The organism is Bifidobacterium sp. ESL1130, assembly GCF_058507935.1.
Window position 1 is genome coordinate 1244087 of the sequence record NZ_CP196379.1, and the last position, 21063, is coordinate 1265149.

At 57.4% G+C, this 21063-nt stretch carries 18 protein-coding genes, 1 tRNA gene and 1 pseudogene; 2 read left to right on the forward strand and 18 right to left on the reverse strand.

From position 1 onward, the window contains the following. Positions 1–105: 105 nt before the first annotated feature. The 5 genes from ACSYSO_RS04890 to ACSYSO_RS04910 form a co-directional block, all read right to left on the reverse strand. A tRNA-Gln gene (locus ACSYSO_RS04890) sits at positions 106–176 on the reverse strand. A gap of 114 nt (positions 177–290) precedes the next feature. Continuing rightward, on the reverse strand, positions 291–1313 hold the full coding sequence (locus tag ACSYSO_RS04895) for a ribose-phosphate diphosphokinase (RefSeq protein ID WP_489760968.1): 1023 nt from the start codon (positions 1311–1313) through the stop codon (positions 291–293). 93 nt (positions 1314–1406) lie between these two features. Further along, positions 1407–2228 carry a nicotinate-nucleotide adenylyltransferase gene (nadD, locus tag ACSYSO_RS04900; protein ID WP_489760969.1) on the reverse strand — a complete coding sequence of 274 codons (822 nt, stop codon included), beginning with the start codon at positions 2226–2228 and terminating at the stop codon, positions 1407–1409. 33 nt (positions 2229–2261) lie between these two features. Further along, the gene (locus tag ACSYSO_RS04905; protein ID WP_489760981.1) at positions 2262–2858 is read right to left on the reverse strand and encodes a phosphoribosylglycinamide synthetase; all 597 of its coding nucleotides are present in this window, start codon (positions 2856–2858) and stop codon (positions 2262–2264) included. A gap of 62 nt (positions 2859–2920) precedes the next feature. Next, positions 2921–4249 (reverse strand): glutamate-5-semialdehyde dehydrogenase, encoded by a 1329-nt coding sequence (locus ACSYSO_RS04910; protein WP_489760970.1) that lies wholly within the window; start codon positions 4247–4249, stop codon positions 2921–2923. A gap of 221 nt (positions 4250–4470) precedes the next feature. On the opposite strand from ACSYSO_RS04910, the gene thrC reads away from it, so the two are divergent. Next, complete coding sequence (gene thrC, locus ACSYSO_RS04915; RefSeq protein ID WP_489760971.1) at positions 4471–5958, forward strand: threonine synthase; 1488 nt, start codon at positions 4471–4473, stop codon at positions 5956–5958. A gap of 296 nt (positions 5959–6254) precedes the next feature. Here the strand turns inward: thrC and ACSYSO_RS04920 are convergent, their stop codons facing one another. The 6 genes from ACSYSO_RS04920 to ACSYSO_RS04945 all read right to left on the reverse strand — a co-directional run bounded on the left by ACSYSO_RS04920 (position 6255) and on the right by ACSYSO_RS04945 (position 12205). Further along, a complete protein-coding gene (locus ACSYSO_RS04920; protein WP_489760972.1) occupies positions 6255–6995 on the reverse strand; it encodes a hypothetical protein in 741 nt (246 codons plus the stop codon). Further along, a complete protein-coding gene (locus tag ACSYSO_RS04925; protein WP_489760982.1) occupies positions 6992–7933 on the reverse strand; it encodes an ABC transporter ATP-binding protein in 942 nt (313 codons plus the stop codon). Before ACSYSO_RS04925 ends, ACSYSO_RS04920 begins: the two co-directional genes overlap by 4 nt. A 109-nt stretch (positions 7934–8042) precedes the next feature. After that, positions 8043–8414: a GntR family transcriptional regulator gene (locus ACSYSO_RS04930; protein WP_489760973.1), complete on the reverse strand. Its 372-nt coding sequence runs from the start codon at positions 8412–8414 to the stop codon at positions 8043–8045. A 343-nt stretch (positions 8415–8757) separates the two neighbouring features. Continuing rightward, complete coding sequence (locus ACSYSO_RS04935; protein WP_489760974.1) at positions 8758–9459, reverse strand: HAD family hydrolase; 702 nt, start codon at positions 9457–9459, stop codon at positions 8758–8760. Continuing rightward, entirely contained in the window at positions 9449–11269 is a 1821-nt protein-coding gene (gene recN, locus ACSYSO_RS04940; protein WP_489760975.1) for a DNA repair protein RecN, read from the reverse strand. Before recN ends, ACSYSO_RS04935 begins: the two co-directional genes overlap by 11 nt. Positions 11270–11281: 12 nt before the next feature. Beyond that, positions 11282–12205 (reverse strand): NAD kinase, encoded by a 924-nt coding sequence (locus ACSYSO_RS04945; protein WP_491701615.1) that lies wholly within the window; start codon positions 12203–12205, stop codon positions 11282–11284. 205 nt (positions 12206–12410) lie between these two features. Between ACSYSO_RS04945 and ACSYSO_RS04950 the strand changes: the two genes are divergently transcribed. Then, the gene (locus ACSYSO_RS04950) at positions 12411–13199 is read left to right on the forward strand and encodes a hypothetical protein (RefSeq protein ID WP_491701616.1); all 789 of its coding nucleotides are present in this window, start codon (positions 12411–12413) and stop codon (positions 13197–13199) included. Here the strand turns inward: ACSYSO_RS04950 and ACSYSO_RS04955 are convergent. The 7 genes and pseudogenes from ACSYSO_RS04955 to ACSYSO_RS04985 form a co-directional block, all read right to left on the reverse strand. Beyond that, positions 13163–13987 carry a TlyA family RNA methyltransferase gene (locus ACSYSO_RS04955; RefSeq protein WP_491701617.1) on the reverse strand — a complete coding sequence of 275 codons (825 nt, stop codon included), beginning with the start codon at positions 13985–13987 and terminating at the stop codon, positions 13163–13165. The two genes, ACSYSO_RS04950 and ACSYSO_RS04955, sit on opposite strands and share 37 nt — an antisense overlap. After that, complete coding sequence (locus ACSYSO_RS04960; protein ID WP_489760978.1) at positions 13984–14271, reverse strand: hypothetical protein; 288 nt, start codon at positions 14269–14271, stop codon at positions 13984–13986. The genes ACSYSO_RS04955 and ACSYSO_RS04960 overlap by 4 nt, the downstream gene beginning before the upstream one ends. Before the next feature lie 19 nt (positions 14272–14290). Next, positions 14291–15322 (reverse strand): HAD-IIA family hydrolase, encoded by a 1032-nt coding sequence (locus ACSYSO_RS04965; RefSeq protein WP_489760979.1) that lies wholly within the window; start codon positions 15320–15322, stop codon positions 14291–14293. Between the two features lie 575 nt (positions 15323–15897). Then, positions 15898–17667 (reverse strand): annotated as a pseudogene (locus ACSYSO_RS04970) (tetratricopeptide repeat protein); the annotation flags it as partial. A gap of 116 nt (positions 17668–17783) precedes the next feature. After that, positions 17784–19106, reverse strand: coding sequence for a tyrosine--tRNA ligase (gene tyrS, locus ACSYSO_RS04975; protein WP_489798126.1), 1323 nt, complete (start codon positions 19104–19106; stop codon positions 17784–17786). Between the two features lie 275 nt (positions 19107–19381). Beyond that, positions 19382–19942 carry an arginine repressor gene (gene argR, locus ACSYSO_RS04980; RefSeq protein ID WP_489798492.1) on the reverse strand — a complete coding sequence of 187 codons (561 nt, stop codon included), beginning with the start codon at positions 19940–19942 and terminating at the stop codon, positions 19382–19384. Between the two features lie 348 nt (positions 19943–20290). Continuing rightward, entirely contained in the window at positions 20291–21049 is a 759-nt protein-coding gene (locus ACSYSO_RS04985; RefSeq protein WP_491701618.1) for a hypothetical protein, read from the reverse strand. Between the last annotated feature and the right edge of the window lie 14 nt (positions 21050–21063).

Here is a 21063-nt window from a genome sequence, read left to right on the forward strand (position 1 = left end):
ATCGCCCGTACGCCCACGTTCCACCCAAGGAGCGCAGTATGCTGACGATTCCACTCCAATATCAAGAACGGCCGGCAGCCTTGAAGACTACCAGCCGACTGTTCGTTCCTCCACCTGGACTCGAACCAAGACTAAGGGTTCCAAAGACCCGTGTGCTGCCATTACACCATGGAGGAGCAGGACTGACAACCAAAGGTTACCAAGTCCGAGTTTCTATTATGCCACACTGTGCCGATTGTTCAACACTGGGCGAGTTGCCCACCATACAGCGCTTACCGGTACACCTGTCATCAGGCAAACAGGAAGCCTTGACCGTGGTGCTCAGGATAGGTGTCGAACAGTTTGGCAACCGACCCATCCTCAAACACCGCGCGAATGGCACTGGACAGCAACGGCGCGATGGACAGCACCGTCAAACCGTCCCAACGCTTCTCTTCAGGAATCGGCACGGTGTCGGTCAATACCACCTCGCGAGCGCCGCTGTTTTTGAGATTATCGATGGCCTGGGCGGAAAGCACACCATGCGTGGCCACAACGGTGATGGAGGCCGCACCGGCTTGCTGCAGCACATTGCATGCTTCGGCAATCGTGCCGGCGGTGTCGATAAGATCGTCGACCAGCACGCAATCCTTGCCAGCAACGTCTCCTACCACACGGTTGGCCACGGCGTGGTTGGGGCGCGTGGTGTCGCGTGTCTTATGCACGAAAGCCAGAGGGCCGCCACCCAAGCGTTGCGCCCACTGTTCGGCCACACGGATGCGCCCGGCATCCGGAGAGACGACCGCGACGTTATCAAGATGACCTTGGAAACGATCTCGAATATAGTCCACCAGCACCGGCATGGCCACGAGGTGGTCGACGGGGCCGTCGAAGAAACCTTGGGTCTGCGCGGCGTGCAGGTCAACGCTCATCACGCGGTCGGCACCTGCGGTCTTGAGCAGGTCGAATACCAGACGGCACGAGATGGGTTCTCGTCCCAAGTGTTTCTTGTCTTGGCGAGAGTATCCGAGCAGAGGGCAAACTGCGGTAATGGAACGAGCCGAAGCACGCTTGAGCGCATCAATCATGATGAGCTGCTCCATGATGGCCTTGTTGACAGCCCCGGTATGGCTTTGCAACACGAACACGTCGGCACCGCGCACCGACTCGGTGTAGCGCACATACATCTCTCCGTTGGCAAAGTCGTAGGAAGTGGTCTCAAGCACATCGATGCCGAGCTGTTTGGCTACGTCCTCGGCGAGCGCCGGATGCGCCCGGCCCGTCACCAATATAAGATTCTTATTGGGTTTGCCTTCGAGGATTGCACTCACCATGACTCCAAACGAAATTGACTTGTAGTTGCCCCTATCCTAGTCAACTCGCCAGACGGAGGCCGCCGGACGGTGCCGTGCAACGACTCACCACGCTTACATATACAGCCCGTGCTTGGCAATGTACTGCACCACGCCGTCGGGCACCAGATACCACACTGGCTTGCCTTTTCCGGCACGTTTGCGTATATCCGTGGACGAGATCGAGAGGGCTGGGATTTCAAGAATGTTGACGTTCACTGCCGAGCGGATACCTTTGGGGTCGAGGTATCCTGGGCGTGTCACCGCAATGAATGTGGCCAGATCCCACATCTGGTCAGCGTCTTTCCAATCGAGTATTTCAGCCACTGCGTCCGCGCCGGTAATGAAGAACAGTTCGGCATCCGGGTAGAGTCGGTGCAGATCGCGCAGAGTGTCGATGGTATAGGTGACGCCCGGGCGGTCGATATCTACTCTGGAGACGGTGAATTTCGGGTTGGAGGCGGTGGCGATCACGGTCATCAGGTACCGGTCTTCGGCATTCGTGACGTTCTGGTCGAGTTTGAATGCAGGTCTGCCTGTGGGGACGAAGATGACTTGGTCCAGCTGATAGACGGAAGCCACCTCTGAAGCCGCTACCAAATGCCCGTGGTGGATGGGGTCGAAGGTACCGCCCATGATGCCGATGCGGCGCCGGCACGGCGTTCCGGAAATACCGGCAGCGGCATTTGAAGCGAACGGGGCCGATGCTCGGCGCAAACGTATGGGAAGATCTGACATCCGCCGCGCCACATCCGCCGCTCGTGAGCCTAAAGCTTGCCCGTCATCGTTCGCCGTCAGTTCTTCGGCCGCAGCGCTGGCCGGCTGCCCCAGTGAAGGACTTGTGGTGCCAGCAACGGCCGATTCGCTATTGGTGGTGCTTGGTTTGGTACTGCTCAAGAGTCGTTTGCCTTTGTATAAGAAACGTATGGGTTAGTGTTTGCTGTTGCCATCCGGGCCATCCGTGCGATCGGATTGCCGCTGTTCGTCTGCCTGTTCGGTCTGCTGTTCGATGGCTTCCACAGTGGTGCCCGAGGCCTCGGGGTCGATTTTGCCCATGTCCTCGTCCCATTCATCCTGCACCACGCGTCTGATTTCAGCGAACGTGGGCAGCGGGAAGCTGGGCTGGTACATCCGTCGTACTTGGGCCACACACTGGGTTGCAGCCACCAGGGAGAACGTCATGCCTTCCACATCGCCTTGTGCTTCTTGCCTGCGGAACTGGCTGATGTAGTGCTCCATGCCTTCGGCTTGCCGCACCATGCTTCGGTACTGTTCATCGCGAATCTCCACGACGTCGCTGTCGTCCGCCTCAGGCCAGCCTATGAGCACCGCGTCTGCGTACTCCAACGCCGCGCGCTCTTCAGCCGAGGCTATACCGTCCTCGACCTGCACGAGAAACACGTAACGCACTTGGCTGAGACGCTCAGCCGCTATTTTCAGCCCCATGGCCGGCGCATCCACGTCAATGCCTCTGTCCGCAGCGAGCTTCAGGTCAGGCGCGGCCACCTCCGCCACACTGTCCACCATCCCCGAGCCGTCCTCATATCGGCTGGTCTCGTGCTGTGTTGCTTCATGCTGTGTCGTTTCACTCATTGGCGCACCTGTCCTGTTCCGTAGCCTATCCATTGTGTCGTCGTCATTTCCTGAAGCCCCATCGGCCCTCTGGCATGCAGCTTTTGCGTGGAAATCCCCAACTCCGCACCAAAACCGAATACACCGCCGTCAGTGAACCGCGACGAGGCATTCACCATGACCACAGCTGAGTCAACCGCGCCGGTAAACCGTTCAATCGCCGAATAGTCTTCCGCCAGGATGCATTCAGTGTGACCTGTGGAATGAAGGCGGATGTGCTCTACGGCATCATCGAGCGAATCCACCACACGCACCCCCATGGTCAGGGCCAGATACTCGATGTCCCAGTCGTCCTCGCTGGCATGACGCACCACCAATCCGTCTATGCCGGCAGATTCCAGCAACTCATATGACCGTTCGTCAGCATGGAGCTCCACTCCGGCCTGCGTCAACGCTTCGCCGATCACCGGCAGGAACGCTTCGGCGACATCGCGGTGCACCAACAGCTTTTCAGCGGCGTTGCATACACCCACACGCTGTGTTTTCGCATTCAGTACGACCGGCACCGCTTTGGCAAAATCAGCCGAAGCGTCCACGTAGATGTGTACATTGCCGGCGCCGGTTTCAATAACCGGCACTTTGGCCTGCCGCACCACGGACTGAATCAGCCCAGCACCACCCCGGGGTACCAGCACATCAATGTGCCCACGCGCCTCCATCATGGCTGTGGCACCCATACGACCAAATTCGTCAACCGACGCCACCAGAGAAGCATCGAAGCCGAGCTCATCCAGCACACGCTTGACCACAGTGAGCGTCGCCCGGTTGGTACGTTGCGCAGCGTGCCCGCCACGCAGCAGCACCGCGTTGCCGGATTTCAAGCACAACGACACCACATCCACCGTCACATTGGGGCGCGCTTCGTAAATCATGCCGAATACGCCGATGGGTACACGCACCTGTTCAAGTCTCACACCATTGGGCAGCGTAGAGCCGCGCACCACCTGCCCCAGAGGGTCGGGCAGGGATGCCACATGCCGTACCCCCTGGGCAGCGGCATGCACCCGTTCCTCATCGAAGCGCAGCCTGTCCAGCAAGCCCGGCGCCATGCCGTCTGCGAGCGCAGAATCCATGTCTTCGCTGTTGCTGGAGGCAATATAGGAAGCGTGTTCGTCCAAGGCGTCAGCAAGCGCCATGAGCAGCATGTTTCGTTTGTCTCCGCAGGAACGCGCCAGTTCTCTCTGCCCGCATGCCGCCCGGTCCGCCAGCGCGCACACTTGTTCGAACACTTCGGGGTCGAGCCCGACGATTGCCTTGTCTGCAGCCGCGGTCTGCTGCTGTGCCATGCTTCCTCCCTTATCAGGGCTGACCATTATTAATCCGATAGGGTTCCAGTATACGGTCATGCCTGCAACATGTGCTTGGCATACGTTACCGGCGCAAGACCTGCCGGCCAGCGCCTCGTGCTGCGAGCGCCTGTGCTCAATACCTGAAATGGTCACAACATCGTACCCGCCGTTGACGTATGATGAAAGCAGTTTCCTACCCGGCACGAACGCGAGGACCGATGACACCGTACTTTCACAGCACACGCAGCATGAACGAAAAGCTGACCGCCAAGCAGGCCATCCGGCAGGGACTGGCTGCAGACGGCGGCCTGTTCGTAGACGACAGTCTGGGCTCTGTTCCCATCGACATTCATGAACTGCAGGGAGCCAGTTATCAGCAGATTGCGCAGCGCGTGCTGGGCGTTTTGCTTCCCGACTTCAGTAGCGATGAACTGCAGGAATGCATCGCAGCGGCATATGGCGGCCAATGGGACGACGATGACATCACTCCCCTCAGGCCTTTGGGCGACGATTACGTGTTGGAGCTGTTCCACGGTCCTACTTCAGCGTTCAAGGACGTGGCGTTACAGATGCTGCCGCAGTTGATGACTCGCTCCACCGGCGATCGCAATGCCGACAAGCGCACCATGATTCTCACCGCCACCTCCGGCGACACCGGCAAAGCAGCGCTCGAGGGGTTTGCCGACGTTCCAGGCACCGGCATCACCGTCTTCTACCCCAAAGGCAAAGTCAGTGCCGTACAGCAGTTGCAGATGACCACACAGTCCGGCTCCAATGTGCATGTATGCGCCGTTGACGGTAATTTTGACGATGCTCAAAGCGCAGTAAAACATATTTTCAACGACCATGCGTTTGCCGAAAATCTCAGCCACAGCAATGTTTCCCTGTCGTCAGCCAACTCCATTAATGTCGGCAGGCTCGTACCGCAAGTAGTGTATTATTTTGCATCATATATGCAGCTTGTGCAGCGTGGTGCAGTGAAGCTTGGAGACGGTGTGGAATTCGTGGTGCCCACCGGTAACTTCGGTGACGTGCTGGCCGGTTACTACGCCAAGAGGCTGGGGTTGCCGGTCAAGCGCCTGACAGTTGCCAGCGATAAGAACAACGTGCTCTTCGACTTCCTGACAACCGGCCTTTATAATCGCAAGCGCCCCTTCTTCGAGACCACATCTCCTTCCATGGATATTCTTGTCTCCTCGAATCTGGAACGAATGCTGTACTACATGTCGGAATGCGACACCAGGCTTATCACCAATCTGATGAACGACCTTGACCATTGGGGGGCGTTCGAGATTCCTGAACCGTTACTTGCCAAGGTGCGCAGGCTGTTCGCCTGTGGTTGGGCGGACGAGTCTCAGGTCAGCGATGCCATCGCGCACTGCTGGAACGAGCACCACTATGTCATCGACCCGCATACCGCTTGCGGATATCATCTGCTCGAACAGATGCCTCGAGAGAAGGGTGTGCCCCGTGTGCTGCTGAGCACCGCCAGCCCGTACAAGTTCCCGCGCGTAGTTGGGCAAGCCATTGGATTGAACTGCACTGGCGATGATTTTGCATGCATGGAGGCGTTGGAAGACGCCACCAATACCGAAGCACCCGCACGCTTGCGTGCCCTGCGTGACTTACCGGAACGATTCTCCGATGCAATCAGTATTGACGACATGCCTGATTATGTTGCCAAAGCGTCACAGTCGTTAGGCTGATTCGCAGCACTGTCACCCTGCTTGCCACACCCATCTGCCCCACTCACTTGCTACCACCAAGAAAACTCTCGGTAATACAGAAGGGTTGGTTTTGAGTACCGCGACATGGCGGCGCTCAAAACCAACCCTTCCTTTCCCACGAGGTTCACATTGACATGAAGCGGGATTTACTGTTGCATACGGATACATGTGCCACATAAAAGGCATATAGTGCTGTATAAAATACGTACACACATACCCTGGTCTCCTCTATCTTGAGTTCAGCACATGTTTATACCTGGCACCAAGCGGGAAGTTTAGTCTTCGCGCTCGGCAACGATGCGCCGCGAAACAGTCATCGCAATAAAGAGGAACACTGCTGAAATCACGACGGCCGCAACGGTATCCGTCCAATAATTGATAAAGATGTGCGTGGACAGCCATCCGACAATCTGCTTCATATGCTGTTCAGGAATGCTGATAACAGCAAAGAAGATTGCATATATTACGATAAAGACCACCAAAAAGGCAACGACCAGTTGAGGAGAATGAGGGCACCGTTGCACCGCCGGAATCATCAATGCATCGCAGACTATCAGAAAGACAAGGATCGCCAGCATGATGGGGTACAACATACTTACGGCAACCGAAGCATCACCTATGTGCAGTACAGCACCTCCATTCGGCAGGTTGTATATCCAGAGCGTGAGGCACGCATCCACCGCAATGAGCGCATCAGCGCAAACAACAGCCACATATATCGCGTCACTTTGGATTCGTCGAGACAACGGCACTACTGAGCGCATACGCCAAGCTCCACCGGCATCATCCACGGTAGCAAGCATGAACGGATACAGTAGCACGACCATGAATATGATACCGACCAGCATGCCTCCGATAAGCGAACCAAACGTGGTGTCGCTCAGATGAAAGGCTACCATCAAAGCCGTGAACACTGGAGGCAAGGCCAATCCGAAGACCAGCATAACCAGAGGCCTACGATAGTTTGTATACCGCAGCAAATCCAATTTTATGGCCAACCACAGTTGCTTTGTCATCGCGCCACCTCCTGTGCGTGCTCATCTTGCGTACCGTTCGTTGTTCCACGCGAGCGTCGGTCATTGGTAAGCCTGATGATGTTGTCGATTGAAGCAGGCTCCACCACCGCTCCCGGTATACAATTCAGCGCCTGCGCCAGCTTATCTGTTCTCACCAGCACGTCGCAACCGGTGGCATAGCTCGTAACGCCCACCACCCAGTCAGCTTCTTGTACCGGCGTGGCATCCGGCCCTCCTTTGAGCACTCGGAACGAGTCCTCGAACTCATCTTTCGGACCGGTATAGAACAACGATCCAGAAGAGATGTAGGTAATGAAATCAGCTGATAACTCGAGGTCGCCAGTGATGTGCGTACTGAACAGCACGGAGTGACGTTCGTCCTCAATGTAGGCCGAAAGAATGTCCATAAGTTCATCACGTGAGAGCACGTCAAGTCCACTCGTGGGTTCGTCCAAGATAAGCAACTTGGCCCCGTGGCTCATCGCCGCTGCCAACATGACCTTCATCTGCATGCCCCTGGAAAGCTGCCTCATGCTTTTCTTACGCTCACTGATGCCGAAACGCTCGAGGTAATCCGAGAAGGCTTGTGCATCCCACTCCTCGTACATACCGCTCAGCGCATGCTCCACAAGGTTGACGCTCCAGTATTCCGGGAAGAAATTCGTATCAAAAACCACGCCGAGTTGTGCCTTGACCTCTTCCTCGTCAGTAATGTTGTCCAAGCCGAGCACCTCAATGGAACCGGTGTCCCTCTTGACCATGTTGAGAATCAACTTGATAAGTGTGGATTTACCCGCGCCGTTGGGACCGATGAGCCCCATGATATAGCCCAGCGGCAGGTCGAACGTGACTTCGCTGATACTGAAGCCCGAATCGTAGGTCTTGCCCACATCGCTCACGCGAAGTGCATAGGGTTGCCCGGCATCAGCGCTGGGCATAGCAGCCGCGCCTTTTACCAAGACACGCTGCTGCATCGCGGGCATCGAAGGTGATGCTGCCATCTTCAACGCTCCTTTCTTGTTTCACCAAACCACGAACACCGTGAATCTATTCGCCATAGATTTCCCAAAGCAGACGCGTTACGTCCTGCATGGACATGCCAACCGATTGAGCAGCATTCACTGCTTGATCGAGATGGTCCCGTACTGCTTTCGTTGATTGCTGTTGCATCATTTCGCCACTGCGCTCAGCGACAAAAGAGCCTTTGCCTTGCCGGTTCTCCACAATGCCTTCATCCGCAAGCTCGTTATACGCGCGCGTAACGGTAAGCACTGAAATACGCAGTTCTCTGGCCAGCTTACGCAACGAGGGCAGCGCATCCCCGGGATGCAACTCCCCCGAACGCACGGCCTGGCGAATCTGATCTTTGATCTGCTCGTAGATTGGTTTGCCGGACACGGATGAGATGATCAGTTTCATCAATGTCCCTTTCTGTTGATGGATATTGCCGTCAGCCTTGCAGCCAGCTCATACTAACTGTTCTTTGCTGATATACAACACTATATAACAGTTTTCTCAACTGTGCAAGTCGACACTATAACAGTTTGCCGTATTACCAATAATCGCAACATGTATCAGCTTGCCATACCAGCCACCAGCACCAGTCTATTTAAGTGCGTATGCGCAACTCTAAATCGAAAACCTCTGAATCGCCGGTCCAACACAGCCCATCACAAGACCGGCACACGGCCGCTCGCACCACACCATGCGACTCGCCGCAAAACCTGAACGCGCGTCTATCTCAACCACGCACGCGACTTGCCTACAGCACCATTGGGGCTTGTGCAAAATCAGTCAACACACCGTCGGCTTCGCGCCGCAAATCGTGCCAATCATCTCGCGAATGTTCGTCCAGCACCGCCCACACTCGCATACCAGCAGCTCTTGCCGCGCGTACGGCGGTAATTCGATCTTCAAAAACCGTGCACAAGCCTGGTTCCACACCAAGTCTCTGCGCCGTCAGCAGGTAAACATCAGGACTGCTTTTGTCGACATCGCCAGCGTCGCCGACACTGACACACTCATGGAAATACCCGTCAAGCCCTACATGTTTCATCGCCGGCTCATACATATACTTGGCCAGCGCCGTCGCCACAGCCAATGCCGCTCCCGACTTGCGCAGAGCACGCACATACTCCAAAGCATGCGGCTTGGGCTGCACGTCCGTGGCATAGGCCGTATACGCCATGCCATCCCACAATGCTGCCAGCTCCTGTGCAGAATCAGGCAAACCAAACCGCTCTTTGGTGTACTGCGCCACTTGATGGGACTGCATGGTGGCGACTGTGGCCATGTAGTCGTCAGGCATTTCTATGCCGCGATCGGCAAAGAAGTCAATATCAACCTGCGCCCACACACCCATCGAGTCCAACAGTGTGCCATCAAGGTCAAAAATCGCCGCTTTCCCCGAGTTGGCACTCTCTGCCGGGCTTTGGATCTTATCGTCGTTCAGTTCATTTGCCAAGAGTGCTTCCCTGCAACAGTTCTCGAGCATGCTCGAGCGAGGTTTCGGATTCCGTGCCGGCCAGCATGCGGGCCACCTCATGCACACGCTCTTCACCGTCCACCTGTTCCACGACGGTGGAAACCGATGATTGGGAACCTTTCTGTGCGTTTTTGCCGTTTCCTGTTCTCCCGCCTCCTGACTTGCACACTACGAATTGCGCATCCGCCCATGAAGCCACTTGCGGAAGATGCGTGACCACAATGACCTGCGCGGTGCGAGCCAGTTGCGCCAGACGTTTGCCTAGTTCGGCAGCGGCCTGACCGCCCACACCAGCATCCACCTCATCGAAGATGAAGGTCATGTCGGAAGTGCCGGTGCGTTTGCCGGCAGCGGCAAGTTCGAGCGCCAACATCAGTCTGCTCAACTCACCGCCCGAAGCGCTTTTGCTCATCGGCAGCTGCGCAGATCCAGGGAAGGGAGTGAACAGGAACTCAATGTCATCAACGCCATGAGCGTCAAGAGGGGCAGATGACGGCACCTCCACGTCTACCGAGCCGGCAGCACCGTCACCGACTGCACGCTGAGTGACGTGAATATCGAGTTTCGCCCCTGCCATGGCCAGGTTCCCCAGTTCGGCAGTGACTGTTTTGCTCAGCGTTTTCGCGGCTTTGAGCCGCGCTTTACTGAGCTTTTGCGCAGCTTTCAGAGCATCGTCGAACCGTTGTTGTCGTTCGGCTTGCAGTGCTTCGATTTTTTCAGGAGAGGCGTCCAGATCTTCGATTTCAAAGGCCGCTTTGTCTCGCCATGCTATGACATCACTGAGTTCGGGACCCCAGCGTCGTGTCAGCTCATCCAAATCGTGGATGCGAGCATTGATTGAGTCCAGACTTTCCACACTGCTTTCCTCGCCCATCTCATCCGACAGCGAGTACACGATGTCAGTCAAATCTGCGTTGAGTGATTCCAGCCGGTCAGCTGCTTCGCCAAATGCTCCTTGGGTATGAATGGTGCGCAGTGCAGCAATGGCTCGTGTGATGGCATCCGAGGCTCCAACGGCATCACTGTCGGCATCGACTTGAGAAGCATCGAGCGAAGACAGTGCAGTCCCTACCCCGCGCGTGATTTCAGCAGCGTTTTCAATACGTGAACGCTTCTCCTTCAGATCCTCGTCTTCCCCCACTTTGGGATCAACCGCGTTGATTTGCTCCACAGAGTCTCGCAGATAGTCGGCTCGCTGACGCGCAGCTGACTCTTGGGAGCTGATGCGTTGCAGCTTGTCATCAATGTCCTGCAGACTTCCCCAAGCCTTGCGGTACGCAGCCAGTTCCGTCTCATCTCCAGCCACCATGTCGAGGAATTCGCGTTGCCGCGCCGCAGAAGCCATGCGCAACTGGTCGCTCTGCCCGTGAATGGTGACCAACTCCCCTGCCACATCCGCCAGAACACCGCGCGGCACACTGTGCCCGTCCAGTACCGCACGCGAACGCCCTGAGGCGGGTACGGACCTTGCCAAAAACAGCTCCTGGCGTCCTGCCTCATCGGGATCGGGATCGCTCTGTTCACGCTCTTCAACAGCCCCGGCTTGCACGGCAAAGCCCACAGCCGGCCCTTGCTCGTCAACGTCGAAGACACCTTGCGCCCATGCGGCATCAGCGCCCGGCGAGACTCTCGCACTGCTGGCTGCATCACCGGAGATGAGACGAATGGCGCTGAGCAGCATGGATTTACCGGCACCGGTCTCGCCGGTAATGGCCGTCATACCCGACTTCAGCTCAAGCTTCGCTGCACGAATGGGTCCGAGATGGCGTACTTCAAGTTCCTCAAGCATGCATGACTCCTTCTATTCCTGACTTGCAGTGAGGGACCGCTCCCTCACCTGTTCCTCAAGCCGGGCCTGTTCTCGCAGGCTGACCCCGGGAAGGTTGAACTTGGTGACCAGACGACTGGTAAAGGGTACGTCCGACAAGCTGGCCAGCTTAAGTTTATGGGACAGCTGACCCACCTCGACGCGTGACCCGCGTGGCAGCACCATGCTCCGCCGTCCGTCACAGCAGATGCATCCGTTCGTCACCGACGAGTTGAGCACGTGCACGCCAAAGGTCGAACCCGAGCCGATGATGACAGGACGAGCGAAGAGCGCGTGTGCAGCCAAAGGTACCATTTGCAAGGCTTGCACGTCTGGCCATATAATCGGCCCTCCAGCAGAGAATGCGTAGGCGGTGGAACCTGTCGGGGTGGAGATGACCACGCCGTCACCGCTGAACGAACTCATCGGCACATCGTCCACACTCACCGACAGCTCCACCATACGGCCACTGCCCGGCTCTTTGACAGTCACATCGTTGAGCGCCCAATCATGCACCCGCTGCCCCGACGGCAGCGTGGCGTCGACTCGGGCCAGCATGCGCGACTCCGTGGTGTAATTGCGATCGGCGATACGACTGATGGCCTCAGTAAGTTGGAAACTTTCAAACTCGGCAAGAAACCCTATATGCCCCAGGTTAATACCCAAAATCGGCACATCGGTGCCGTACACCATCTCGGCAGCACCCAGTATGGTGCCGTCGCCTCCAAGCACCACCACGATTTCCGTATCCGCACTCACCGTAGGTGCGGCCTCACCAAAATCAGGAGCAGCCAGGTCGTCGACAACATCGACTTGGAACCCGGCATGCTGCAGCTGATCGAGAGCATGACGCACCACGGTTCCGCCCTCGTCCAACCTCGAATGCGTTACCACCACCGCATGCCGCTGTTCCGCCATCCATATACCTTTCCTGCCGAGTCCACACTGCCCTTATCCTAACCGACCACCGTCTACAAACCAGCAAGTGGTTCCGTCCTTGGAATAACACGAACCCTATGAACATTCCACTTGAGATATGTTCCGCAATGTTGCGACTTCACTGCTTTCTCTCGTACAGTGGCATGGCGGTTTGTCCTTGAACCAACTGCGGAAGCGAGTATTCATGAACCTCAACGTTTTCGGTGGCATCGTCGAACCGCGCACGTACGGTACGATCATCGCGCATGGCAACGTGTCGCTCTGCGCCGGCACTGTGTGCGCAGTGCTGGAGGTATATGGCGAAGTGAGCATGCATGCGGCCCGCGCAGGGCGCGTCAACCTGCACGGCGGAGGGATGCGTTGCGACGGCGATCTTCAGCTGGCTGCGGTCAGCGGGCACGGACGCTTCGATGTTTCAGGTGAGCTTCAGTGCGGCAACATCGACTGCACGGGAGACATTGCCGTGCATAGTTTGGTCTCAAGCGGTAATGTACATGTCACCGGCGCGCTTTGTGCCCAAACCGTGCGTGCCGCAGGCCTAGTCGCAGTACGGGGCCGTGCGCATGTGCAAAGCATCGAGGCGCTCACTGTGAATGTTGAACCATTGCAATCTCGCATGCTGACCCGTTTGGGCATGGACCAGTACACCGCATGCAGCAGTTTGGGGCGCATCCGTGCGCAGCAGGTGCGACTGCAGGCCACGGACAGTGAACGTGTGCAAGCCGCACTGGTGTCGCTGTCCAACCGTTGCCGAGTACAGGAGGTGCTGTTCGATGACGATTTGACGTTGGACGACACGTCACATGTCGACGCCATGCAGCGCTCGTGGCCTCCGTCTCGACGATTTTCGTCTCAACGTCCTTTGACTCGTCAAGTGTCATCGCCTCACTCGTCTGAATCGGTGGCGCTACCGGTCAATCAGCTGCAGACAGACGCTCAGCAAGCAGCGGCAGTTGAGCGTAAAGTGGCGTAAAGCAAATACTCCATGTTGCCGTGTGTGCCTGCAATGGGAGAAACGCACGTGCCGCGCACATCCATGCCGCACCGCTCAGCGCATGCGCACACCTGTTCCAAAGCAGCTTCCCGCAGGCGTTCGTCTTCGACGATGCCATGCTTTCCCAAGTGACCTTTGCCGACTTCGAACTGAGGTTTGACCAGCAGCACCATATGCGCACCGGGAGCGGCGAGTTCGGCGATAACGGGAATGACATAGGTCAGGGATATGAACGAAACGTCCGACACTACGAGTTGGGGGCGGAAAGGTAGCGAGCGCGCGGTGACGTCACGAATGTTGACCCCGCTCATCTCTATGATACGAGGGTCGGTGGCGATGCGAGGGTCGAGCTGGCCGTGCCCCACATCGAGAGCGATGATGCGCTTGGCGCCTGCGCGCAGCAGCACGTCGCAAAACCCTCCGGTTGAAGCGCCGATATCCAAGCAATCCAAGCCTTCGGCGCCAATCAGGCCATCTTGTGCGAAGTGGTCAAAGGCACCCAGCAATTTGTAGGCGCCACGGGAGACGTAGTCGTCCCCTGCCGTAAGTTCGATGTGCGATTGCGAAGTGACCTGCACTGAGGGTTTACCGGCTGCGGCGCCGTCCACCAGTACCCGACCTTCGCGAATCAGACGTTGTGCTTTGGCTCTGCTGGAAGCGATGCCCAGTTCGGCAAGTCGTACATCAAGCCGTACATTTCCTGTAGACGTCTCCAGGTCCGTAGGAGGCTTTCTCTCATGGCCATCGTCTCGAATCACAGAGTTCATGTGAGGCCCTCAGTCTGCCGCGCATACCTGCCCGCATTGGTTGCGCTGTCTTGATCGCGATCTCCCTCGTCAAGCTCGAGCTGCAGACGAGAGAGCACATCGCGCAACATGGCGATATGCTCTCGCTCTGAAGCCGTGTCCATTCCAGGTTCATCATCAGACGGAGATGTAGGAGCGTCTTCGTCACCGTAGACAGCAGAAGCCCCAAGCTCGCCAAACATGTCGGCAAGCTCAGGAAAACGCTGCACTAGTGCAGCTTCATCCATCTCAACCGTCTCATCCATGGTGTTCACACCACGCCGGTTAGAATTCGAACTGGGGCAGGATAAGCGAACATGCCGCATCCGTCCCCTGCTGTGCCTCGAACTCCCACACGGCGTTACAGGCGGCGCGCAGCGCATTCACGCTTGACGTTGAACTGACCTCAAGCCTCTCCCCTACGACATAAGCCTCATCGTCGGCACAACGCCACACACCATCATCCAGGCGTTGGGGCTCAGGCATGGTTTCATGCAACCCTCGCAGGTCTTTTGCCACAAACGTGGGACGCAGGTATTCGGGAGCGCGCAGCAGCTGCTCAGGGGTACATACGCCGGTAAGCACCAGCAGCGAATCGTACCCTCCTCGGTTGCCGGCCTCAATGTCAGTGTCGAGGCGGTCTCCGATGGCAAGGCAGCGTGACTTCGCTACCATGTCCTCGCCCTCGCCGGCCGCCAGCACCCGCGCTTCGTCATACATTGCAGACTCGGGTTTGCCGGCCGACGAAATCGGTTTGACGCCGGTGGCCGTCACCACGGCTTGAATCAGCGAACCACACCCAGGCGCCACGCCATGCTCTTTAGGGAGCGTGGAGTCCAAGTTGGTGACGAAGTATTGTGCGCCATGCTCGACCGCGAAAGAAGCCTCGGCAAGGTCATGCCATGAGATTTCGGGGTACCAGCCTTGTATCACTGCGGCAGGATCGTCCTCGGACGACTCAACTATTTCGAGTCCTTGAGAACGCACTTCCGCCTTAAGATGTTCGGCACCGACCACCATGATCTTGGAACCCGCCGGCACTTGGCGAGCCAGCATACGAGCAGCCACCACCGATGATGTGATTACCTGGGACGGCTCCACGTCCAAGCCGAAGCCTCGCAACTGCTCTGCGACAGTGGCCTGCATGCGAGCGGAGTTGTTCGTGGTGTACTCCACACCCATGCCTTGCGATTGCGCCTCGCGAATGGACTGCGCAGCATGCGCCACCGGGTTCTTGCCGCGGTACACCACACCGTCAAGGTCGAGCAATGCCAACGCATACGCGTTTTCAATCGGTTCAGCCGTCCCTGTAATCATATGGTTTATTCCTCCTCCTGCTGGTCGTCAGCGTCACTGGGCACCGCCGACTGAGGAGCTTGTTCCCCACGACCGTTCTCGTCGTATTCGCTCGATACGGCAGCCTGCTGGGCAGGATCGATATCGCTATCTACTCCCTCTTGGGTCAAACTCTCGGACAGCTGGGTTTCATCATCCTCATCCGCACCAAGCTCAGCTTCATCCTGCACGGGCGGCTGCGGTACGGTCTCGGTGTGGATACGAGGATCGATCACATCAAAACCGTCAGCCTCCTGCGCCACACTGGCCTGCGCTTCAACCTGAGCTTCTGCTGTTTCGGGGATGATGGCCGCCTGTGAGCTCTCTGTTCCAGCCGCTTCGACAGCACCTTCCTCAACGCTGGCCTCGCTATCGGAGTCGTCCTCTTCAAGTGCTTCCTCGGTATCGTTGCCTTCAGTGTCGCTGCTTTCGGTATCAGCGTTGCCTTCGGTATCGGCCGTGTCATTCAGCTCGGAGGACGCATCGAACTCGTCACGCTCGTCATCGTACCCGCCACGGCGTTCCGGTTCCGGCGCGTACTGTGCGTCTTCCTCCGTGATGCCGAGTTCCTCCATCATATCGTCCGGCAAGCGTTCGAGATCGTAGTCAATGACCGGCTCTTCGTCCTCTTCGTCAACGTCTGCGTAACGTTGCTCGAGCTTGTCGAGCATGACATCCAGGTCTGTGGCTTCATCGCTGCGACCGGCCTGTTCCAAGAAGTACTGTTCCGCCTGCAAGGCACGCATGCGATAAGCTCCGGGAATGTTGGACTTGCCGAGCTTGTCCACCACGCTGATGGCCTGATCGAGCAGCCCTAGGTCGCTCAAAGCACCGGCATAGACGAGGAACATCTCAGCCTTCGCCTCTCCTGTCAGCGATTTGGCCTCATCGCTCAATGCCAGAGCCACGGCCTTCTTCGGGTTGCCCAAGCCACGTTCGCAATCGGCCATGAACGGCATGTAGTCACCGTATCCGTTCATGCGCTGAGCGGTTTGGAACTCACGCAACGCCAACTTGTAGTCACCCTGACGGTAGGCCACAAATGCCAAGGTCTCACGTGCGAAATCGATGCGGGACGCCTGCCGAGCCACCCACTTGGCGTGCTCCAAAGCCGCTGCAGGATCACTTTCTTCCAATGCATATGCTGCTAGAATATGCAATCCGGTGTTCTCTGCATGCTCTTTCGACAGGCCACGCAGACGCTCTTTTTCATCTTTGGAGAGCATCGACCATTCCATGCCGCGCGGCATGCGAGGTTCGTCTGGACGGCGATCCGTATATGGGTTCTGCGAGGGGAAGGAGATAGTGCCGTCAGAATTGCGACGCATACCTCTATCCATATATTCACTGCGGCCGTCATTGAAGCTGCGACGATCGTGGTCACGGTGCTGCTGACGATCGTCGCGCGAGTCACGACGATCCTCGCGATGCCCGTTATCCCGGCGGAAATCCCTGCGATCGCCTCCCTGGCGCCTATCATTGCCGCGGTAACCACCATGGTCACCACCATCACGGCGGAAGTCACGACGATCCTCACGTCCGCCAAAATTGCTGCGCCTATCGTCGGAACGCCGATCATCACGTCGGAAATCCTTGCGGTCATTGCCGCGATAGCCGCCACGGCCGCCATCGCGACCAAAGCTTGAACGACCGCCGTCCTGACGGAAGTCACGACGCTCACCATCGCGACGACCACCATTGTTGCCGCGGTAATCGTTACGTTCACCGTCACGGCGGAAATCACGGCGATCCTCACGGAATCCGTCTCTGCGGTCGTCCCGATGGAAGTCACGCCTGCCGTTGCCGCGGTAGCCCTCACGACCGCCATCGCGACGGTCGTCGCGGTGGAAGTCACGACGATCCGAGCCGCGATACCCTCCGCGGTTACCATCTTCGCGCCGGAAATCTCGCCTATTGCCTCCGTCTCGGTATGAACCGGAACGTTCACCATCACGGTGGAAATCACGTCGCCCACCGTTGTTGCCGCGGTATCCGCCACGCTCGCCATCATCACGGCGGAAGTCACGGTGATCATCGCGCCGGCCGCGATAACCGCCGTTGCCTTTGAAACCGTCTCGCCCGCCACGGTCATCCCTGCGGTATCCGCCACGGTCACCGTACTCTTTGCCGCCATGACGTTCGTCGTGGTTCCCACGGTAGCCACCGCGGGAACCGTTACCCGATCCTCCCTTGTGGAAGCCGTCACGCCGTCCGCCCGAGGCTCCGCCACGGTAGCCGCCGTGCCCGTGGTACCCGTCTGAATGCGAGCCTCCAGCAGCGTGTCCGCGAGATTCGCCGCCGTGAGATTCGTGCTCGTTATATGCCATAGTTCGCTTTACCTTTACCTATATCTATTATGGTGTGATGCTTAGCAGCCTACCCTACGGCGGGTTGCGGCATCGAACAATTTATGCCTGAAGCCAATCGGTATGCCCTGTACGGGTCATTGCTCCAGTTCGACAGCGCCGACGGCCTTCTTGCCGCGCCTGACCAACGCAAAACGGCCTCCCAGGAAGTCAGACTCCTCCAACTCCTGATCCGGGTTCTCCACCCGCACGTTGTTCACGTACACACCGCCCGACTTGATGGTTTTGCGCGCCAAAGACAGAGAAGCGAACAGACCGGCAGACACACCGGCCTGAGCGACTCGATCCCCGACCTTTGCGCTGGCGAATGCCATACCGTTCTCGGTTTCGACCTTCAGCCCTTCGATGCTTGACTCCAGCGCATCCATAGCGATATCATGCAAGTCGCCCCCGCGGCCGAACAACGCCGATGCTGCGTCAAGCGCCTGCTGTGTCTTCTCTTCGCCATGCACGAAGCTGGTCACTTCCCATGCCAGTGTGCGCTGAGCCTGCCGTGCACCAGGATCATCCTGCGCCTCGCGAACCAAACGCTCGATCTCTTCCTTTGGCAGGAACGTGAACGCCTTGAGCAGCTTCTCCATCTGGTCATCCGGCTGGTTGAACCAGAACTGGTAGAACTTGTACGGGCTGAGCATGGTGGCATCCAACCAGACAGCGTTGCCTTCGGACTTGCCGAATTTCTTGCCCTGCCCATCGGTGATGATGGGGCTGGTAAACACGTTGACCGACTCCCCGTGCACCTTTCGGATGAGATCAAGACCGCTGGTCAGATTGCCCCACTGGTCGGAGCCGCCCAATTCCAAAGTGCATCCGAATTCTTCATACAGGTGCAGGAAATCGTTGCCCTGCAGCACCTGGTAGCTGAACTCGGTGAATGAAATACCTTCGTCGGAGTTAAGACGACGAGCCACCACATCCTTGGCCAGCATCGTTCCCATACGGAAGTTCTTGCCTACGTCGCGCAGAAAATCGATGACCGACATCTGTGCAGTCCAATCGTAATTGGAGACAAAACGAACCGGGTTGGCACCATCCGTCACCAGAATGTCGCCGATCTGATTCTTGAGACGCTGCGACCAAGCAGCAACAGTCTCTTTGGCGTTGAGCGTGCGCTCACCGCTTTGCCGCGGGTCTCCGATCAGACCGGTGGCTCCACCGACCAGTGCAATGGGGTGATGCCCAGCCTCCTGAAGGTGGCGCATGATGATGAGCTGCACCAAGTTGCCGATGTGCAAAGAAGCCGCGGTAGGGTCAAACCCGCAATAGTAGGTGATCGGCTCCCCGTTGAGAGAAGATTCCAACTGAGTCTTGTCAGTAGACTGCGCAATAAGGCCACGCCATTCCAACTCGTCGTACAGCGCAGCGAATCCCGCTTCCTTGTAGCCGGTGACGTGAGACATACCCGTTTCCTTCTTCCCTTGGTGCTGCAACACTCCAAAGCCTGTCCGATAATCGCGCATTTCCAATATTTCTGGAACCTTGCGCTGAAGTGCAGAATGTCTTCATTTTCGCAGCAGATAGCGACACCAACAGACCCTGAAGCAACCAGGTAAGAGACCTCACGCCATGCAGAGCAACGGGTTGGCGCACGACTCACTCAACGTTGAGGAGCCAGGATACGGTATGTGCCGGCACTATTGGTGCCGGCACATACGATGTTTCATGTTTCGCCGATTCAGTCCTGTTTGGATTTCTCGTACTCCGCGATACGCTTGGCGCGCCCTGACGCCACATCAAGCAGCCAACGGCTCCGATCCTTCGCGGTATCGTCACTGGCGCAGATCAAGAGCACGGTATCGTCTCCGGCAACCGTGCCCAAGATGCCGTCGATGGGCTGACGGTCGATGACGCTGGCCATGTACTGCGCAGCACCTGCCGGCGTATGCACCACGACGAGGTTGCGTGCCGAGGCAACAGAGACAATCAGCCCCGCCAAACCGCGGGACAGCTGCTTATCCATATGTTCGGTTGCGCTCTCCTGCCCATCCCATGGCTCTGCGCCGATGGTATAGGCAATGCGACCATTCTTCAATCGCGACTTGGTAGCGTTCATCTCATCGAGATCGCGGCTCAGTGTAGCTTGCGTCACATCGATGCCTCGTTCGGAAAGCATGACGGAAAGCTGCGCCTGCGAAGACACGATGTTTTCCAGCAGGATCTGCTCAATGACGTTCAAACGTGCCGCTCGATTCGTCGGTCGATGCAGACCGGTCACTCGGCGTGTCGCGTGCTCCAAATCGCTCTCTTTGCCGTCTTGGCCGCCAGCTTGCGCAGACTGCCCACCATTCGCATCACTCGCGACAGATGCCGCGCCAGCGCTTGCATTGTCAGTGCCGGTGGCACCCCCGTCAATGCTTTGCCGCTCAACACCTTCATCTACAGCACCGTCAAGCTTATCTGAACTCAATTCAGCTGCACGGATGCCTTGTTTCTCGGTCACTTCGCCCTCCTTGTTTTCTCTCTCATGACCATTCTAGCGAATGTTGCATACTACTATGCTCCTAGCTGCATATTATCAACAAATCGGCCCCTGTGCGTCGCAACACGCACAGGGGCCGATACTCTTCTCGCGACTTACCTCACATCAGGCTCCAAATGTACCGCTATCTGGCATGCTATTCATTATGTTCTGCATTTCCTGCATCAATGAAGGATTAGACATAACCCATGCGGAGAGAAGGAGCACGATGACCGCAATGACGATGGCCGCTATGGCAAATCCCCGCCCACGCATGTGGTACAGCTTGGTACGCCATATCGATGCTGCACCAAGAACCAGCGCCAAAGCAGGAAATTCGGGGAACAGAATCGCGCAGGCGAAGGAAAGAATGGCCATGGCACTCCAGCGCCCCCACAACGGGTTTTGCTGCGGATCGTTCATGTCAATACCGGCTCGCATGTCCGGAACATGGGGAACTGAGTTGCCCGGCACCTGTTGCCCTGTCTGCGGCATGTTGGGATTATATCCATACGGCGCGTTATTGTACGGCGTGTTGCCGTTCTGCTGGTTGGCATTACCTGGCATCGGGTTGAAGCCAGGCTGGCCGGGCATGGGCTGTCCTTGTGCCGGTTGACCCTGCTGAGGCTGCCATGCCCCCGGCATGTTCTGAAAACGAGGATCAGACTGCCCTTGCCCTGCTGCGTCTCCTGCAGGATTCTGGGTATCCTGCTGACCGGAGCGCCCGCCGGCGAACGGATTAGAGAACCCGGTTCGTTTTTGGGCCGGCTTCTCTTCCTTTGGTTCGGGTTTGCCGAACACGTAGGGGTCGTAGTCCTTGGGGAATTGCGACGCCAGAGCACCGTATTCAGGCAGCTGTGACCCGTTCACTGGTTCATTCGTCATATCATTGTTTGCTT

Coding starts and splice junctions, on each gene's coding strand:
- thrC (WP_489760971.1), top strand. CDS start 4,471: ATGACACCGTACTTTCACAGCACACGCAGCATGAACGAAAAGCTGACC.
- ACSYSO_RS04930 (WP_489760973.1), bottom strand. CDS start 8,414: ATGAAACTGATCATCTCATCCGTGTCCGGCAAACCAATCTACGAGCAG.
- ACSYSO_RS04895 (WP_489760968.1), bottom strand. CDS start 1,313: ATGGTGAGTGCAATCCTCGAAGGCAAACCCAATAAGAATCTTATATTG.
- tyrS (WP_489798126.1), bottom strand. CDS start 19,106: ATGTCTCACGTCACCGGCTACAAGGAAGCGGGATTCGCTGCGCTGTAC.
- ACSYSO_RS04910 (WP_489760970.1), bottom strand. CDS start 4,249: ATGGCACAGCAGCAGACCGCGGCTGCAGACAAGGCAATCGTCGGGCTC.
- ACSYSO_RS04925 (WP_489760982.1), bottom strand. CDS start 7,933: ATGCCCAGCGCTGATGCCGGGCAACCCTATGCACTTCGCGTGAGCGAT.
- recN (WP_489760975.1), bottom strand. CDS start 11,269: ATGCTTGAGGAACTTGAAGTACGCCATCTCGGACCCATTCGTGCAGCG.
- ACSYSO_RS04955 (WP_491701617.1), bottom strand. CDS start 13,987: ATGAACTCTGTGATTCGAGACGATGGCCATGAGAGAAAGCCTCCTACG.
- ACSYSO_RS04965 (WP_489760979.1), bottom strand. CDS start 15,322: ATGATTACAGGGACGGCTGAACCGATTGAAAACGCGTATGCGTTGGCA.
- ACSYSO_RS04960 (WP_489760978.1), bottom strand. CDS start 14,271: ATGGATGAGACGGTTGAGATGGATGAAGCTGCACTAGTGCAGCGTTTT.
- ACSYSO_RS04905 (WP_489760981.1), bottom strand. CDS start 2,858: ATGGTGGACAGTGTGGCGGAGGTGGCCGCGCCTGACCTGAAGCTCGCT.
- ACSYSO_RS04920 (WP_489760972.1), bottom strand. CDS start 6,995: ATGACAAAGCAACTGTGGTTGGCCATAAAATTGGATTTGCTGCGGTAT.
- ACSYSO_RS04985 (WP_491701618.1), bottom strand. CDS start 21,049: ATGACGAATGAACCAGTGAACGGGTCACAGCTGCCTGAATACGGTGCT.
- ACSYSO_RS04950 (WP_491701616.1), top strand. CDS start 12,411: ATGAACCTCAACGTTTTCGGTGGCATCGTCGAACCGCGCACGTACGGT.
- ACSYSO_RS04945 (WP_491701615.1), bottom strand. CDS start 12,205: ATGGCGGAACAGCGGCATGCGGTGGTGGTAACGCATTCGAGGTTGGAC.